The sequence below is a fragment of the Acinetobacter sp. ABJ-A23_2 genome, assembly GCF_044538765.1.
Classification (GTDB): Bacteria; Pseudomonadota; Gammaproteobacteria; order Pseudomonadales; family Moraxellaceae; genus Acinetobacter; species Acinetobacter nosocomialis_A.
This window is the reverse complement of record NZ_JBIUCP010000004.1, coordinates 23735-39356: the sequence shown is the minus strand read 5'-3', so window position 1 is coordinate 39356 and position 15622 is coordinate 23735. Positions and strand designations below refer to the sequence as shown.

Here is a 15622-nt window from a genome sequence, read left to right as displayed (position 1 = left end):
GACTACTCCTTAGTTAAAGACAAAACCGCCATTGACCGGAATATTTTGACCTGTCACAAAAGAGGACAAATCCGACAGTAGATACAATGCTGTTCCATTTAAATCTTTTGGAAGTTGCTGACGTTGAATCGCTCTTCCGTTCACATAAAAATCGTGACGTTCCTGTGGCACATACTCAGTTGCTTCAACCAGAGTAAGGCCTGGTGACAAGGTGTTGACACAGATATTGAATTGTCCCAACTCTCTTGCCATTGAACGCGTCATGGCTACAATTGCACCTTTACTTGCAACATAAGCCATCAGGTTCGGTGCGCCCCAAAGTGCTGTATCGGAAGCAACATTAATAATTTTGCCGGTAGCCGATTGCTTTAAATAGGGAACGCATGCCTTACTGATGAGCCATGTGCCTTTCACATTAATATTCATGACCCGATCCCAAAGTTCAGGATCGTAATCAATCATATTTTTTCCACCGACATTGGTTGCTAATGCCGCACAGTTCACAAGGCCATCTAGTCCTTTTAAAACTTCAACGCTTTTTGCAACCGCATTTTCAATAGAGTCTGCATTGGCAAGGTCAACGGTGACAGCATGAACGTTTAGCCCTTGTTGCTGTAACGCTTGTGCTTCTTGTTGCACCAAGTCAGACAAAATATCTGCCATCACAACTTCAGCGCCAGCCTCGGCAATGGCTTGAGCGAAATCTCGGCCTAAACCACGCGCAGCACCAGTCACTAAAACTTTTTTGCCTTGCAACAACGCTACATTAGCCATGAGCTTCTTCCTGCATCTCGATACGGTTTGATGCATTTAGCGCAGCAATTTTCTTTAATTGCTTTTCAGCTTCTTTTTTCATTAAACGGCGTAAACGTGCAAGACCAACATCGTGTTGATAGAGGAACTCTTTTTCACGCGCATTTGGAGCAAGGTTTTCTAAAATAATTCGGTCTTGTTCCAATACATCCCAATGCAACTGTTCTAAATGATTGCGATATAAGAAGCGCCATACATTACGTTGCCAGCCACTCACCTTACGGCAGCGCCAGAAAAATACACGAGTATTATTGGCATCAATTGGCGTTGCATAACCCACAATCCAGAATTCGCCACCTGGGCCAAATTGTTTACGGTATGGAATTGAAAGACGTAACCAGCTCGCACCTGTTGAACCGTATTCAACCCAGTCAAAGTTCACACCTGTTTGACCTTCTTTTTCAAAAACAAAGCCTTTATCGGTTGTACGGTGCTTCATCTCTGCAGTACGTTCACCATCTGCCATCGAGTGCGATGTCGCGTGTAAATAGGTCCCGTGCATTGGGTCCATCACGTTATCAATCGCATATTGATGGTTGACTTTCCAGTCCGCTTGGCAAAGGAATGCACTCCACTCTTCACTTGCAAGTTGCTCTGGGAACTCAAGCGGTGCTGGTTGTTCATTTGCATCGATGCCAAACCATATAAAGATTGCGCCATGCTGCTCAATTACTGGATAGTTCTTTAAGCATTTAGTTCCAGTCATTGGACATTCATGAACTGCTGGCACATCGGCAACCACACCATCAGCACGAACTTCAACACCGTGATACCAACAAGCAACTCGGTCACCCAAGTTCCAACCGAGGGAAAGACGAGCGCCGCGATGCGGACAGCGATCTTCAAGTGCATGAACCTGCCCTTCAGCATCACGCCAAACCACAATGTTTTCGCCTAAACGGGTAATTCCGACCGGATTAGCAGCGACTTCCCAACTTGCCAAAACCGGATGCCATTGGTCACGTAAACCAAGTTCTAAATATTCTTCAGCACTTTGTGAAGTTGATACGATTGCGTTCATTTTATTCTTCCCTGAATCAATAACCTAAACGTTGCATTTCTTCTGTAAAGCTTGCAGAAGTCCATTCATCACCAGATTCACAGCGGAAACCCTGTTGATTAAGTGCAGAAACAACATCATCTAGCGCTGTTGCACCCGCAGAGAATGCTTGAATCAAGTTCTTTACAAAATCTTGCTCGTAGAGAGTCGGTTCTTTATAACGTGTCTGCCAAACCAACAATTCAGATTGACCAGGAATTTGAATATTGTTGATACCTGCTTCGGTTGCCGGCGTTGCATGAATCCAGCTTGCCAACTTTTCATTAAATGTCTTCATTGTTCTGCTTCCTTGTACATGTGAGGACTAGAGTTGAATTTGAATATCCTGTCCTTCAACACGAACTGGGTACGTACATAGGTTTCTACACCCGGGCCCACTTTTTAGCTCACCTGTCTGAATGTCAAAAATTGCTTCGTGCAATGGACATTCAACAGTCTGATCTTCGATAAATCCTTCGGTTAATAAGGCATACGCATGAGGGCAAACATTTTCGATAGCAAAGTAATTTTCATCGACGAAAAATACGCCTATTTTTTTCCCTTCAATTTCGATGGCTTTCGGCTCATCTTCGCTAACGTCACCTTGCTGACAAACTGAGATCCAACTCATATCTTGCGTCCTCGTTTTGTTTTATATACAAAACTTAATTTCATTTTCAAAACACAAGCAAAGAATAATACTCTTGGTTAATTTTTGTCAAAGTAAAAATAACCATATAAATCATGTTATTAATTAATTTTAAATAATTTGTTACGTTTCAAAATAAAAACTTTGTTTTAAATATAAAAATTGTTTTATGCGATCTTTATAATTACAATAGTTCTAAAATAAAGCATAATGCCCTAATTCGAACCCTGTTTTATTTATAGGAAAACAACACGAATGAGCCTAGAGATTGAAGAAGATTCGCAAGAATCAGAAACAACAAAAAATGATGATCGGTATTTAGTACCAGGGCTTGTGCGTGGTTTAGCCATCTTGCAAGCTTTTAATCAACAAGCACAAGAAATGACGATTACAGAAATTGCCGAAATTTTGGAAGTGAACCGTTCTAGTGCATTTCGTCTGATCTATACACTTGAAGCTTGCGGTTATTTAAGAAAAGCCTCTCAAAAAACGTATGCACTCGATTCAAAAGTCATGGAGCTTGGTTTTAACAGCTTATCGAAGCTTTCATTACTCGATTTATCAACGCCTCTAATGAAAGAACTACGTGACCAGACCAAACTGGCAGTACATCTGACTGTTTTAGAAGGTACACACATTGTTTTTGTAAATAACGTTCAATCTATGGGAACGTTTACCAGCAATATTAGTTTAGGTACTCGCTGGCCTGCCCATGCAACCGTCATTGGTCAAATGTTATTGTCAGATTTACCAGAGGCAGAAGTACGACAACGTTACCGTAATTTCAATGAGTGGGATAGTTACTCAGAACTGACCCCAACCAGTTTGAAAGCACTCTTACAAAAGTTGAGTTATGTAAAAACTCAAAAATCGATGGTGAGCTGGGGTCATTACAACCACGATATGGCTGCTTGTGCTGCTCCTATTTTCAAACAATCGAATGGAAAAATGGTGGCGGTTCTTTCGGTGAGCTGCCCAATTACCACTTATGATGAAAAGACCTTTAAAGAAGATATCGCCGCTATGGTGATCACAACCGCAGATAAAATTTCAAAATTTATTTATTAAAAAAAGCGACGTTAAGTCGCTTTTTTTGTGCTTTTATTTCTTCAATTAAAAATTACGCTTAAAAATTTCACCATTCATATCCTGAAAACTCAGTGTCGAATGGCTTTCTTTAATATCAAACTTTAAGTACTGCTGTTTAAATTGCACCACTGCATAAAACTCTTCAGCACCATCATCTAAACCTGTCGCAGAGACCTGTGTGCCTTGTGGAAAATCCTTGAGCCATGCAACCTTATAAAAATCTGACACCGAATTAAAATCTATATATTTTGCAGGTTCGGCCATAATTTTTTGTGCCATCGCATCAAACTGTTGCTGTTTATATATGACTAAATTCAGGATCATGGCTATTCTTAAAGGTTAATCATTAACAGTCATCAATAGAGTACGTATAGTAATGTAGTTTTCCATTACGGAAATGAAAGTGTAAGCCATCATTACTAACTTCCCAAGGAAATATAGAGTAAGTATGATTCTCAGATATAACTATTTGTTTACCAAAAAACTTTTTAAAATCATTCTCGGTAGTTAAATGATTAAATAATCGAGAACCATACTTTAGACCATTTTGCTGGCTTACATATACCTTATCTAAAGATCCCGTAGAGAGTATCACTCCATCTTCATATACCCATTGATCTGGAAAATAACCACCATTGCATTCATCAGCCTCACCTTTAATAACCTGCTTTGGCTTTTTCAGGTTATTTAAGGGAATATCAAAACTGTTTAATACCTTACCATGCCATAAAGGTTTAATATTTACTTGCGCATAAGAGGTAGTTGCTACTAAAAAGCCAATACAAAATAAACATATATGAGTTAAATTTTTCATAAAAATCCATAAATTAATGATTTAAAAGCTTTGTACCTTAGTCTTATTAATGATCAAACCTTTTTGTTTGTCTTTCATAATGATTAAAGGAGACCCAACTTTTTTAGTTTTGGTATTATCCAAATATTTTTTCTTCTGTAAATAAATCAGTTTGTCTTTAATAAAGGTATCTATGGAAGTTTCATCATCCGTATAATAACTAATATCTTGTGTATAAATATTTGACCAGTCAGCTACCCAAAAAATAATAAAATTTCCACCACGCTCCTGATAATTGTCTATTGCAAAGGTTTCAGAATCAATTTTATGTATAGTCTGGCCTGCTATTGAGGATATATCCTGAGTTTGCGCTTTAAAATAATAGGTTTTATTTTTATCTAAATTGATAGCAAATACATTATAGCCTAGCGCATCAGCTATATCAGGCTTAAAGCAAGAATAGTTTTGTATTTTTACCTGTGCTGTCTGTATAGCTAATTTATTATTTTCAGCAGCTTCATCTTTCTGACATGAATCCGGTAATTTACTAAGCTGCTTTAAAGGAACAGCGTTAACCTGAGCATTTGCATAACCAGAAAAAAGGAATAAACAAAATAAAAATTTTTTTAAAGTACGAGTCATCAAATAATTTCCAAACAGGATTATTGTTTTAATATTTTCTCATACATTAAATAGTTTTTTTCAAATCTATATGATCGTTCTGCTTTCTTTTCACCTTTTCCCATTGATACCAACCATAAGCTGCCATCAAAACAAAGGCTGCATATAAGGCAGAAGTTAAAAATAGATCTTTATAAATAAACATGCCCACATAAATAATGTCGACAAATACCCAAAGTATCCAAGTCGCAATATGTTTTCGACTCGTCCAGTAAGTTGCAAGCAAACTAAATGCGGCAAGCTGTGAGTCGAGCATAGGCACTGCTGCATCGGTAAAGTTTTTAAGTATCAAACCAAAAAGTAAACCGCCTACTGCGGCAATGATTATTTGAAAAATTGCAACTTTAGGCGCTATCGGTTCTATACGAATATCATGGTCTTGCTGCTTTCCTTTGAGCCAATAGTAAAAACCATAAAAATTTACAGCCATAAAAAAGAACTGCAAAATCGTTTCACCATAAAGCTTAAATTCGTAAAACAAATATGCGTATAGAACAAAGGCAAAGAAATTAAACAGCCAACACCACATATTGCGAATTACAGTTAATCCGACTCCAATTAGACTAATTAAGACCGCAAAGATTTCTAGAGGTGACATAAGAGCAGCTGCTTATTGAGATCAATTTGACGAGGTATTATGAGAAAAATATGGGCCTAAGCAAACAACTAATTTAACGTATTCAAAAAAATCTTTATTCCACGCTTGAATCTAATTTGTACTTTTCTATTTATATGTTATAAAAATATCATCTATATTTTTAATATACTTATCATGTTTTTATCTAAAGCCCATTATTGTCTAGCGCGTCAATTCTACGCCCCAGAGATTAAGTTCTGTGTGGTCATTTGGCGACGTCCTTGTTTTGGACAATTTGGCGCTTTGAATAAAAAATCAAGAAGTTAATTACATAATATATTCTCTGATTTTTCTTAAGAAGCCGCCATAAAACGCGGCTTTTTTTATGTCCGTTCATCCTAAAAAAACATCACTTTATGGAGCTTTATATGAAGCCTTTATTTGAACAACAGAGTACGTCCAGCCCGCAGATTCAGCCGGCTGTAGCATTACCTTCATCTCCGACTCGACTCGCTACAGCCGGCCAATTTATTGCGGTCATTGTTATTTGGTCGCTTACACCACTCGCCGCCGTCTGGACAGTACAAGAACTTCACTGGGCATGGGGATTATTCCTTCGCTTTAGTATCGCTATTCCGATTGCTTTACTGTGTCTAAAATTTTTTCGTTTAAAACTGATCTTTAGTAAAAAAGCAATTTTAAGCTACTGTGCAGGAGCCATTGGTTTATTTGGTTCCATGGCTTTTTGCTATATGGGTGCAGATAAAGTTCCTTCGGCCATTATTTCAATTATTTACGGCGCCTCTCCTTTAGTATCTGGGCTCATTAGCTCCTTTGTATTAGGACACGAGCGTTTTTCATCATGGCAGTGGCTTGGTCTCGGTATTGCTCTTGTCGGGATGAGTTTTACATTAGGGCTATCTTCATCGGGTTTTCAGCTCAACAGTATTGGTATTATGCTAGAGCTGATCGCTATGCTGTTTTATGTATTGTCGACTTTTGCCGTAAAATCTGTCGGAGCGCATATTCACCCAATTATACAAATGACGGGTTCTAGCCTTGTCTCGTGGGTAGGTTACGTATGCTTATTGCCTTTCTTCTGGTCGCATCTTCCAACTGAATTTCCAAGTCTGAAAATTTCACTCGCGGTCTTCTATAGTGCTGTCTTTTCTTCTGTACTTGCCATGATTTTTTATTATCAGCTCATTAAGGTACTACAGCCGACGACGGTACTACTTATTACAATTATTACCCCTGTTTTAGCCACCTTTTGGGGAACATGGTTCAACCATGAACACCTTAGCTCACATCTAGTTTTAGGTTTAATCATGTTATGTCTAGGGCTATTGATGTATTCAAGGCGTTCTGCATAAGCTTATACAACCTGACTCATCTATGAGTCAGGTTGCACTTTTAACTCATATTTATAGCATCATTTTATTTTCACTTACCAAGTCATCAACAAATTGTATTTGATCGTTTTTAAATGATTGTTTAAAAGATAATTAAAGACAAATAAAGAGTGTGAGAATATGTCAAATCAAGAAGGGAAAGTCAGCCGTGAAACTCGAGGACATATTTTTTTAATTGGTCTAGATCGAGCAGCAAAACGCAATGCCTTTGATAGCCATCTCATTAAAGACTTATCACTAGCACTGACCGAATATGAAAATAATGATGCTCTGCGCTGTGCAATTATTTTTGCACATGGTGACCATTTTACGGCGGGTTTAGATTTAGTTGAGTTACAACCTAAGCTTGCTACAGGTGTTTTTGATTTTAGTGATGAAGAAATTAACCCGTGGGGTACAGTTGGCCGAAAACTAAGTAAACCATTAATTGTAGCCGTACAAGGTTATTGCTATACAGCTGGCATAGAACTATTTCTTAATGCAGATATTGCAATTGCGAGTGAAAATACTCAGTTTGCGCAAATGGAAGTCCAACGTGGCATCTTACCCTTTGGCGGTGCAACTGCCCGCTTTACTCAGGCAGCAGGTTGGGCCAAAGCGATGCGTTATTTGCTTACAGGTGACTCTTTTGATGCAAAAACCGCCTTTGATATGAACCTGATTACAGAAGTTTGCCCAGAAGGTACGGAGCTTAAACGTGCAATAGAACTGGCTGAAAATATCGCGCAAGCTGCACCACTTGCTGTAAAAGCGACCCTCGCTTCTGCCCGTGAAGCCATTAATGAAGGTTATGAAACTGCTTTTAGCCAATTACAGAGCCATCTTCAGCCTTTACTCATCACAGAAGATGTTCAAGAAGGTGTGTTTGCCATGTTGCAAAAAAGACCGCCTGTTTTTAAAGGTAAATAAAACCTACTCAAACTTATACTTCGCGGTTTAAAACTTATTACTCTCTAAGCATATATGCAAAAAGAAAGCCCACATCATGTGGGCTTTCTTTTTATTTATTAGGTTTATTCAACTCTAACAATTTTACCAAATTCATCATGATGAACGACCGTAATTTTTTGGCTACGGCCCTGTTCAATTTCTTGCTCTGGCAAATCAAAGTAGCGTGCATAATCATCTGTCTGTTTCATGTTAAGTGCACTCCCCCCAACACGGCGTTCAGGCAATACATGACTCCATAGCAACAAACCAATTGCACAAGCAATAAGTGCTGTAAAGCCATGCTCAATTCCCACACCAAAGGCACTAAATAAACGGTGTACCAAATGTGTTTTTTGTAGTTCAACCAATAGCCATACAAACACGAACGGACGCCACAACAACAACCAACCGCCCCACATCATGGCTGTGCTTGTTGTAGAAACATAGCGTTTGTGCCATGGTAATTGACGACGTAAATCAATAATCAACGAATTTGTCTTCATTTCTCTTTACCTAACGAAGTGCTGCGGTTTTCCCCAGACATCAATACAGCACGATCTTTAAAATCTCATGACTCTTGCATTTCATCTAACGAATGCCCCGATCCGGGCTCACCCAACGTGCTCGTTTCTCATCTCCACGTCGTAAGACTTTTGGAAATGCCACAATGGTTGCCGAAATGGTGATTAGCCAAAAGACCAATGGATACCAGATCATCCAGAAATAGTTTTTTCCTAGATGCGGTTCATAGCGACTATCCATCCATTTGCTTAAAGCAAACTGAATTAGACAGGTTGCCCCCAATAAAATACCGCTACCATACGGTAAAAATGGGGAACTCACAACGGCTAAAGCAGGGACCGGTAAAATAAAATGTACCAACCACAACACAGCCATTGCCAGCATTAAATATGACCAGACTAAAGTTAAGCAAAGCTCAAACATGAGAGGCCATAAAAAATTCAATTTTGGTTTGGTGAACACATCAATGTTTTTAATTAAAACCTGTGCTCCACCCATTGCCCAACGTAAACGCTGTTTCCACAAACCGTTTAAGGTTTCAGGCATTAAAATCCAGACCAAGGCATTCGGTTCAAAACGAATGTCCCAGCCTGCACGCTGCAATTTCCAAGTAATGTCGATGTCTTCGGTCAACATATTTGGAGACCAATAATCGACTTGGTGAACAGCACTTTTACGGAAAGCGGTAATTACACCAGACACCGTAAACAAACGACCAAATGTACGCTGTGCACGTTTGATCATTCCCACAATCGAAGAAAACTCACCGACTTGAATACGTCCTAACAAAGTTGAACGCGTACGAATACGTGGGTTTCCAGTTACGGCTGCAACTGTTGGGTTCTGAAGAAAATGACGAATCATCCATTTTGCTGCATGCGGGTCGAGCAAAGCATCGCCATCGATACCAATTAAAAACTCAGCATCGGTCATCAGGCTGCCTGCCTGTAGGCCCATTGCTTTACCTTGGTTTTGTGCAAGGTGAACAACACGAAGTTTTTCGTATTGTTCAGCTAAACGGTCCAGCACTTCACCCGTATTATCCGAACTGCCATCATTAATCGCAATCACTTCAAAATTAGGATAGTCCAGTTTTAAAGCATGACTAATGGTTTCCTCTGCATTATCGCCTTCGTTAAAGCAAGGAATAAGTACAGCAACTTTCGGATAGCTTTCTAATGGAGCTGGTTGATCGTAAGGTGGAGCCTTACGTTCCTTCCAATAGAAAATGACCGCACCTATCATCCATAGATATGACATAAACAATGGATAATAAAAAACGAATTTTAGGGCGTGCGACCATATTGCAGCAAAGATTGTCATGTTTCAGCCTCGACTACGGCACAAGACGAGATGATTTTTCAGCAAATGCTTTATGCATCACGTTCACGTCCGGATGATCTTTGATTGGGTCATCAGGGTAATATCCGACATGCATTACGCCTTGTTCATAGAGAGAATGAATTGTCGCAGCCATTTCAGTTGAAGGTACCTTTTCGTTATTACGCCAGTTCGTTGCCTGTAGCTCAAAAACTGTTTTCTTAATGCCATTTGGATATTGCTTAACACGATCAACCATATCTTTATAGAATTGATCTGAGTTTTTCACTTGCTCCATATAAGGCATCGCCATAATAGCAGTAAAATCATAACGGTTTAATGACTCTTCAAGTGACTGAGAGTACCAATTTTCCGCATATGGTTTTAAAGCCACTTGCGCATATAAATTACGTGCTGTTAACAGGAATGGCTCATATTGACGAACCTGATCCACAAGCTGCATCGCAAAATCATCTAAATATCTGGTTTTGTATGCAGTCCACTTTTGCAAATCTTCGTCATTTGCACGAATTTTTGCCAAGTCTGTTGGTAAGCCTTGTTTTGCATAAGCTTTTAAAGCATCTGGGCTTGCATCTTCATAATCAGACAGTGTCACATCGTCATGGAATAAAATTCCATTGAAAGACGATGACTTCGCTAAGTCTTGATATATTTCACGGATAGTTTGACGCGCTTCAGGTGAAAAAGGACTTAAACGAATGTATCCCATATTAAGGTGTCCACCCGTTTTATCCTGTTGGGTTACAACCAAATCTTTTGATACAGGATCAGTTTTTGGTAGTTCCCATGCCAATAATGGCATCCACGCATAAATACGGCTTACAGGAGTACGTGTTTGAATTTGCCATGCAACACGGTTAAATAAATCAGCACGCATAGGAATATGTCGATTTGGGAAGTATACCATATCGGCAGAACCATTCGCATCTGCATCAGAGAAAGCCTGCAAATAAACTGTATTTACACCCATCGCGTTAATACGGTCGAGTAAATTACCTAAATTACGCTCTTGCTGTTGCGGGTCTGGATCATAGATATAGTCGAGATCCACATGCATGATTTTTTGCGGACGGTTATTATCCGTTAAATTTAACTCACGGTTTTTAATCTCTTGAGCTAAATCATTTGTGCTCATTCCGCCCTCTACCAAAATACGACTCATATTTTGTAGAGACTGTTTAGCGTGATCTGCCCCATCATCAAGTGTGATGGTAATTGGCATACCAAGCTTTTTAGCAATTTGAACAGTTTGCATATTATAGCGACCATATGGCCACACCATAATACGTGGTGAACGTATACCATGTTCTTTAAGCAACTGATTATTCTTTTTTAAATCGTTATAAATTCGGGCCTGATATTGGCTGTCGTTTTCATACGTTTTAGTTTTTACGTCATAAAAACGAGTCGTTGCCGCAGGTTCAGAGTTTCCTTGTGGGTTACCTGTAATACCACGGTGTAAATGATAGCTGTGGCTTGCAATTTCAACAAAACCGCTGTCTTGCATTTCTTTAAGTTCAGGCCAGCTTAAGATTTTATCACGTGAAATTTCTTCGCCAGAAAAATCAACTTTCTGATTTGCTTTAGGCTCTAACCATGAACCAACAACAGCAAGTACTACCGGGATTTTTTTAGCCTTAATGACTGGATAGGCATTTTGATAAAAAGACTGATAACCATCATCTACAGTTAATAAAACTGGCTTGGTCGGCAGTGCAGTTTTGCCCTGATGAGCACGAATCAACTGGTCTACAGTAATAAAATGGAAACCGTTTTTTTGCAGCCAATCAATATGCTCACTAAATTGTTTCGTGGTCACTGCATATTGAGGAATTAAGGCATTTTTAGTATCGGTAATTTCATGATAGCCAATAACAGTAAGTTCTGAAGCATCTATTTTAGGAGGCTTAGCTAATGCCATACCTGACAAGCCTGCTAAAGCCAAGCCAAGCGTTAGATTCAACAAAGGAGATGCAAAACGGGTAATCATGAAATAGCGTCTCAATAGCAATATAGATTATTTATGTGAAATTTAAACTTAAGAACTAAACCTTATGTCAATTTAGCCCTTAGGTTCAGACTGTCCCAAAAGAACAGTTTTTCAGTTCACCTTTATAATCAAATAAACTGAAAATAATCTTAAATATTCAAAAAGCTAAAATATAAATAGTGAATGTATTTATATTTAAAGCTTATATATAAAATCAAACCCTAAAGAATTTGATATCACTCATCACGAGTTTTTACGTCAAATAATTCGATTTCAAAAATCAAATTTGAATTTGCCGGAATAATCTTACCCATTTTGCGTTCGCCATAAGCTAAATGCGCAGGAACAATAAGTTTACGTTTTCCGCCCACTTTCATTCCCATGATGCCTTGGTCCCAACCTTTAATCACACGGCCTGTACCAATGACACATTCAAAATAATTTCCGCGGTCAATTGAAGAGTCGAATTTAGTACCGTCTTCTAACCACCCTGTATAGTGCGTGGTAATTAAAGCACCTTTAACCGCTTCTTTACCTTCGCCTACTTTTAAATCGATAATTTCTAATTCAGTGATCATAACATTTCCGTTTCATTTAAATTCACAGCTCAGACTCAATCTTTAGTCTAGCAAGTGAAGTTGTAAAGTTTGTTTCGCTTTCCAGTTTTACTGTAATTGTGTCCACACCACGTTTGCTTGGCCCTTTTCACCAAGCAAAGTCCATTCTGTGTCCATAACATTTAACTGTAACTGCATAGTGCGTTCACAAAGCTGTTCTAACTCTGCTGTACTTTCAGGCGCAATTTGCCATACCTGAACATTACTCAAAGTTTTAATTTTACTGTTTCTCTTCCACCAGTCTTCGACTTGTGAACCATAAGCAACAATTGCTACAGTTTTACAACGGGCACTGGCTTTTTTCACTTTATCTTCAGAAGGTAAACCGACTTCAATCCAGGTTTCTAACTGTCCTGTTAAGTCTTTTTGCCAAAGTGCAGGCTCATCAGTTTCAAAAAGGTCTTTGGTAAATTCAAGGCTATCACTGGCAAAACGTGCAAATGCCATAACACGAACCATTAATCGTTCTAAAGTTTCTGAAGGATGTAAGGCAAGCGTCAATTGATAATCGCCATAAATATGGTCATCCATATTGGCAATGTTCAGATCCGCTTTATAAATTGTTGCTTTAAGCGCCATAGTTGATATGTCCAAAAATTTGGCGCTAAGAATACTCGATTTTAGTTAAAAAATTATAGAAAAAACGCAGTAACCCAAAACTTCTTTCACTCTAAATTTGCATCTTATTCCAAAACATCTAAGCACTTTCAAAGTTGGCGGGCTTTTTGCTTGAGAGGGTTGTATTCCTCTCTTTTTGATTTGATGACTTATGTGGCAAAAACTTAAACGTAGTTTATTCCTACAAGTTCTCTGCGCTCTCTTCCTCGGTATTGCAGTAGGTCTTGGTTTTCATGATTTCTCCCTAGCTTTAAAACCTCTTGGTGATGGTTTTATTTCGCTCATTAAAATGTTGATTGCGCCGATTGTATTTTGTGTGGTGGTACTGGGAATCTATGGTGCAAATGACATTAAAAAAATGGGCAAAGTCGGTGCAAAAACGATTCTTTATTTTGAAGTGGTCACCAGTATTGCTTTAATTTTGGGAATTATTGTTGCTTATGTCTTTAAACCGGGCGTCGGGATGAATATCGATATTCATCATTTAGATGCTAAAGATTTAAGTACCTATACCGACCGTGCTCATGACATGCATACAGGTTCGGACTTTTTACTCAATATTATTCCGAAAACATTTACGGCCGCTTTTGCCAACGGCGATATTTTACAGATTTTACTTATCGCGATTTTGTTTGGTGTCTCGCTACTCTTAATTCCTAAACATTTGGCCGAGCTGGTACGTCAGGCACTTGAAGCTTTCTCTGAAGTCTTCTTTAAAATTATGGGACTGATTATCCGTTTAGCTCCAATTGGTGTATTCGGTTCAGTCGCATATACCACTGCAAAATTCGGATCAGACTCACTTCTACAACTCGGTTATTTAGTTTTACTCTTTTATGCAACCTGCATTTTATTTGTTGTGATTGTTCTAGGTTCAATTCTAAAACTTGCTGGTCTCAACATTTTTAAGTTTGTGGGCTACTTTAAAGATGAGCTCGCGATTGTTTTAGGTACCGCATCTTCCGACTCAGTTCTCCCTCAAGTCATGAAAAAGCTTAAAAACTTGGGGATTAAAGATTCAACAGTCGGTCTGGTCATTCCAACCGGTTATTCTTTTAATTTAGATGGCTTTTCAATTTACTTAACTCTAGGGGTGATCTTTATTGCACAGGCCTGCAATATCGATCTTTCTATGCATGACTTGTTGGCTATTTTGCTGGTTTCGCTCATTACCTCTAAAGGCGCGCACGGTATCCCGGGGTCTGCCTTAGTGATTCTTGCGGCGACACTTTCAGTCATTCCAAGCTTACCTGCAATTGGCTTAGTGCTTTTATTGTCTGTAGATTGGTTTATCGGGATTATCCGTGCCTGCACCAATTTAATTGGTAACTGTGTTGCGACCGTAGTCGTTGCACATTGGGAAAAAGACATTGACCATGCTCAAGCTAAAGCTGTACTCGACATCAAAAAATAGATGAATATTTTTGAGAACATTGAGCTATCTTTTCAATGTTCTCTATTCATCAATTCTGCAACCTAATAATTCAGTTTCAAATGCCAGCCAGTCATGTTCATGTTGACTAATGATTTCAATACGGTTATCAATGCCCTCTTCACCAGACTTATAGTTAAATTGGTCAGGATTAAAATTAAAGGTCTTCCATCCCTGATCTGTATTAAAAATTCCCTTAATACGTAGCCAGTCTTGCTGTGCACACAACACATCGAGCAGAGCATAAAACTCAAATTTCCAACGTTTAGGTAATTTCCAACCCGCCACAATATAACCTTGTGCAGACTCAACATAGTGATAAGGCAGTTGATAAATTTCTTTTGCAACTTCGGCTTCGGTCATTTGTTTTTGAAGCTTAAGTAAAGGTTGTATAGAGCGCTCAGTTAAACGAGCAGCGACATCAATTTGTGCTAGTTCAAGTTGACCATGCTCGGTCTTTAGCCATTGCTGCTGATAAGGCTGGTATTCATCTTTAAGCCTATCTAGCGCCTGATCATCCTCAAAAGTCATGGTGTCCACATGAGACACCACCACAATTTGCGCGGCTTTTAATTGATCTTCATACAGGTTTTGTTTAACCCAATTGATGTCATGCAAACGACTACCATCGACAACTGTAATCAATGCACGCATAGCCAAGCTATTTTGCCAATGAGGTTCTGTAAGCTGATCAAATAATTGTGAAGGGTGCCCAAGCCCAGTAGGTTCAATAAAGAGTCGGTCTGGCTTTTGTTCACTTAACAAACGAGCCAAAGCAATATGCATGGGAAGTTGGCTACTACAACATAAACAGCCACCTAATAATTCTTTTACGGCATAGCCTTCATCTTGAGGTAACAGTTGTTGGTCGACTCCAATTTGCCCAAACTCATTCATTAAGACTGCCCACACTTCATCTTTGGGTTTCTGACTTAATAAATGCTGCAATAATGTGGTTTTTCCTGCACCTAAAAACCCTGAGATAATATGGGTAGGTACAGTTTTTTGGGCAATCAGTTTCACAAGCGGCTCAAATCAACAAGGTTTTAAAAACTAAGAAAGGTATATCACTGTTTAAGTGGCATGGAAAACATTTTTCATTTTGAAGCTATAGTTTTC

18 protein-coding genes are annotated in these 15622 nt (G+C 38.8%); 4 read left to right on the top strand and 14 right to left on the bottom strand.

What is annotated here, in order from left to right; all coding sequences use genetic code 11:
* Positions 1-9: 9 nt before the first annotated feature.
* Genes ACH63V_RS02480 through ACH63V_RS02465 form a run of 4 tightly spaced genes read right to left on the bottom strand, consistent with a single transcriptional unit; the run spans position 10 to position 2483 of the window.
* The gene (locus ACH63V_RS02480) at positions 10-774 is read right to left on the bottom strand and encodes an SDR family oxidoreductase (RefSeq protein ID WP_396462626.1); all 765 of its coding nucleotides are present in this window, start codon (positions 772-774) and stop codon (positions 10-12) included.
* Complete coding sequence (locus ACH63V_RS02475) at positions 767-1834, bottom strand: aromatic ring-hydroxylating dioxygenase subunit alpha (protein WP_119685590.1); 1068 nt, start codon at positions 1832-1834, stop codon at positions 767-769. Before ACH63V_RS02475 ends, ACH63V_RS02480 begins: the two co-directional genes overlap by 8 nt.
* Before the next feature lie 16 nt (positions 1835-1850).
* Positions 1851-2150 carry a recombinase-like helix-turn-helix domain-containing protein gene (locus ACH63V_RS02470; RefSeq protein ID WP_019456951.1) on the bottom strand — a complete coding sequence of 100 codons (300 nt, stop codon included), beginning with the start codon at positions 2148-2150 and terminating at the stop codon, positions 1851-1853.
* A 27-nt stretch (positions 2151-2177) separates the two neighbouring features.
* Positions 2178-2483 (bottom strand): non-heme iron oxygenase ferredoxin subunit, encoded by a 306-nt coding sequence (locus tag ACH63V_RS02465; RefSeq protein ID WP_002117586.1) that lies wholly within the window; start codon positions 2481-2483, stop codon positions 2178-2180.
* 273 nt (positions 2484-2756) lie between these two features.
* Here ACH63V_RS02465 and ACH63V_RS02460 point away from each other — a divergent pair, with 273 nt between their 5' ends.
* Positions 2757-3569, top strand: a complete 813-nt coding sequence (locus ACH63V_RS02460; protein WP_199968365.1) for an IclR family transcriptional regulator — start codon at positions 2757-2759, stop codon at positions 3567-3569.
* Positions 3570-3614: 45 nt separating this feature from the next.
* Here the strand turns inward: ACH63V_RS02460 and ACH63V_RS02455 are convergent, their stop codons facing one another.
* From ACH63V_RS02455 to pnuC, 4 genes are read right to left on the bottom strand one after another with little or no spacing between them, the layout of a single operon-like run.
* Positions 3615-3914: a hypothetical protein gene (locus tag ACH63V_RS02455; RefSeq protein WP_396462625.1), complete on the bottom strand. Its 300-nt coding sequence runs from the start codon at positions 3912-3914 to the stop codon at positions 3615-3617.
* Positions 3915-3936: 22 nt separating this feature from the next.
* Positions 3937-4404 (bottom strand): hypothetical protein, encoded by a 468-nt coding sequence (locus ACH63V_RS02450; protein ID WP_396462624.1) that lies wholly within the window; start codon positions 4402-4404, stop codon positions 3937-3939.
* 21 nt (positions 4405-4425) lie between these two features.
* Entirely contained in the window at positions 4426-5025 is a 600-nt protein-coding gene (locus ACH63V_RS02445) for a hypothetical protein (RefSeq protein ID WP_396462623.1), read from the bottom strand.
* A 46-nt stretch (positions 5026-5071) separates the two neighbouring features.
* On the bottom strand, positions 5072-5662 hold the full coding sequence (pnuC, locus tag ACH63V_RS02440; protein WP_396462622.1) for a nicotinamide riboside transporter PnuC: 591 nt from the start codon (positions 5660-5662) through the stop codon (positions 5072-5074).
* 407 nt (positions 5663-6069) lie between these two features.
* Between pnuC and ACH63V_RS02435 the strand changes: the two genes are divergently transcribed.
* Both ACH63V_RS02435 and ACH63V_RS02430 read left to right on the top strand, forming a co-directional pair.
* On the top strand, positions 6070-7014 hold the full coding sequence (locus ACH63V_RS02435; protein WP_396462620.1) for a DMT family transporter: 945 nt from the start codon (positions 6070-6072) through the stop codon (positions 7012-7014).
* 159 nt (positions 7015-7173) lie between these two features.
* Entirely contained in the window at positions 7174-7962 is a 789-nt protein-coding gene (locus ACH63V_RS02430; RefSeq protein ID WP_396462619.1) for a crotonase/enoyl-CoA hydratase family protein, read from the top strand.
* A gap of 104 nt (positions 7963-8066) precedes the next feature.
* On the opposite strand, the gene pgaD is transcribed toward ACH63V_RS02430, so the two are convergent.
* The 5 genes from pgaD to ACH63V_RS02405 all read right to left on the bottom strand — a co-directional run bounded on the left by pgaD (position 8067) and on the right by ACH63V_RS02405 (position 13032).
* Positions 8067-8486, bottom strand: a complete 420-nt coding sequence (gene pgaD / locus ACH63V_RS02425) for a poly-beta-1,6-N-acetyl-D-glucosamine biosynthesis protein PgaD (RefSeq protein WP_311072180.1) — start codon at positions 8484-8486, stop codon at positions 8067-8069.
* Positions 8487-8571: 85 nt separating this feature from the next.
* A complete protein-coding gene (gene pgaC, locus ACH63V_RS02420) occupies positions 8572-9828 on the bottom strand; it encodes a poly-beta-1,6-N-acetyl-D-glucosamine synthase (protein ID WP_261491610.1) in 1257 nt (418 codons plus the stop codon).
* A 13-nt stretch (positions 9829-9841) separates the two neighbouring features.
* A complete protein-coding gene (gene pgaB, locus ACH63V_RS02415) occupies positions 9842-11836 on the bottom strand; it encodes a poly-beta-1,6-N-acetyl-D-glucosamine N-deacetylase PgaB (protein WP_367592951.1) in 1995 nt (664 codons plus the stop codon).
* A gap of 236 nt (positions 11837-12072) precedes the next feature.
* Entirely contained in the window at positions 12073-12414 is a 342-nt protein-coding gene (locus ACH63V_RS02410) for an FKBP-type peptidyl-prolyl cis-trans isomerase (protein ID WP_002054441.1), read from the bottom strand.
* An 87-nt stretch (positions 12415-12501) separates the two neighbouring features.
* Positions 12502-13032 (bottom strand): YaeQ family protein, encoded by a 531-nt coding sequence (locus ACH63V_RS02405; protein ID WP_151863561.1) that lies wholly within the window; start codon positions 13030-13032, stop codon positions 12502-12504.
* Positions 13033-13222: 190 nt separating this feature from the next.
* Between ACH63V_RS02405 and dctA the strand changes: the two genes are divergently transcribed.
* Positions 13223-14485, top strand: coding sequence for a C4-dicarboxylate transporter DctA (gene dctA, locus ACH63V_RS02400; protein WP_396462618.1), 1263 nt, complete (start codon positions 13223-13225; stop codon positions 14483-14485).
* Between the two features lie 42 nt (positions 14486-14527).
* Here dctA and ACH63V_RS02395 read toward each other — a convergent pair whose 3' ends face one another.
* Positions 14528-15526 carry a CobW family GTP-binding protein gene (locus ACH63V_RS02395; protein ID WP_396462617.1) on the bottom strand — a complete coding sequence of 333 codons (999 nt, stop codon included), beginning with the start codon at positions 15524-15526 and terminating at the stop codon, positions 14528-14530.
* Positions 15527-15622 lie beyond the last annotated feature (96 nt).

Excerpts from the sequence above, each read along its gene's own strand:
- ACH63V_RS02455 (WP_396462625.1), bottom strand. The coding sequence starts at position 3,914 with ATGATCCTGAATTTAGTCATATATAAACAGCAACAGTTTGATGCGATG.
- dctA (WP_396462618.1), top strand. The coding sequence starts at position 13,223 with ATGTGGCAAAAACTTAAACGTAGTTTATTCCTACAAGTTCTCTGCGCT.
- ACH63V_RS02410 (WP_002054441.1), bottom strand. The coding sequence starts at position 12,414 with ATGATCACTGAATTAGAAATTATCGATTTAAAAGTAGGCGAAGGTAAA.
- ACH63V_RS02435 (WP_396462620.1), top strand. The coding sequence starts at position 6,070 with ATGAAGCCTTTATTTGAACAACAGAGTACGTCCAGCCCGCAGATTCAG.
- ACH63V_RS02430 (WP_396462619.1), top strand. The coding sequence starts at position 7,174 with ATGTCAAATCAAGAAGGGAAAGTCAGCCGTGAAACTCGAGGACATATT.
- ACH63V_RS02480 (WP_396462626.1), bottom strand. The coding sequence starts at position 774 with ATGGCTAATGTAGCGTTGTTGCAAGGCAAAAAAGTTTTAGTGACTGGT.
- ACH63V_RS02475 (WP_119685590.1), bottom strand. The coding sequence starts at position 1,834 with ATGAACGCAATCGTATCAACTTCACAAAGTGCTGAAGAATATTTAGAA.
- pnuC (WP_396462622.1), bottom strand. The coding sequence starts at position 5,662 with ATGTCACCTCTAGAAATCTTTGCGGTCTTAATTAGTCTAATTGGAGTC.
- ACH63V_RS02460 (WP_199968365.1), top strand. The coding sequence starts at position 2,757 with ATGAGCCTAGAGATTGAAGAAGATTCGCAAGAATCAGAAACAACAAAA.
- ACH63V_RS02445 (WP_396462623.1), bottom strand. The coding sequence starts at position 5,025 with ATGACTCGTACTTTAAAAAAATTTTTATTTTGTTTATTCCTTTTTTCT.
- ACH63V_RS02465 (WP_002117586.1), bottom strand. The coding sequence starts at position 2,483 with ATGAGTTGGATCTCAGTTTGTCAGCAAGGTGACGTTAGCGAAGATGAG.
- pgaC (WP_261491610.1), bottom strand. The coding sequence starts at position 9,828 with ATGACAATCTTTGCTGCAATATGGTCGCACGCCCTAAAATTCGTTTTT.
- ACH63V_RS02405 (WP_151863561.1), bottom strand. The coding sequence starts at position 13,032 with ATGGCGCTTAAAGCAACAATTTATAAAGCGGATCTGAACATTGCCAAT.
- pgaD (WP_311072180.1), bottom strand. The coding sequence starts at position 8,486 with ATGAAGACAAATTCGTTGATTATTGATTTACGTCGTCAATTACCATGG.
- pgaB (WP_367592951.1), bottom strand. The coding sequence starts at position 11,836 with ATGATTACCCGTTTTGCATCTCCTTTGTTGAATCTAACGCTTGGCTTG.
- ACH63V_RS02470 (WP_019456951.1), bottom strand. The coding sequence starts at position 2,150 with ATGAAGACATTTAATGAAAAGTTGGCAAGCTGGATTCATGCAACGCCG.
- ACH63V_RS02450 (WP_396462624.1), bottom strand. The coding sequence starts at position 4,404 with ATGAAAAATTTAACTCATATATGTTTATTTTGTATTGGCTTTTTAGTA.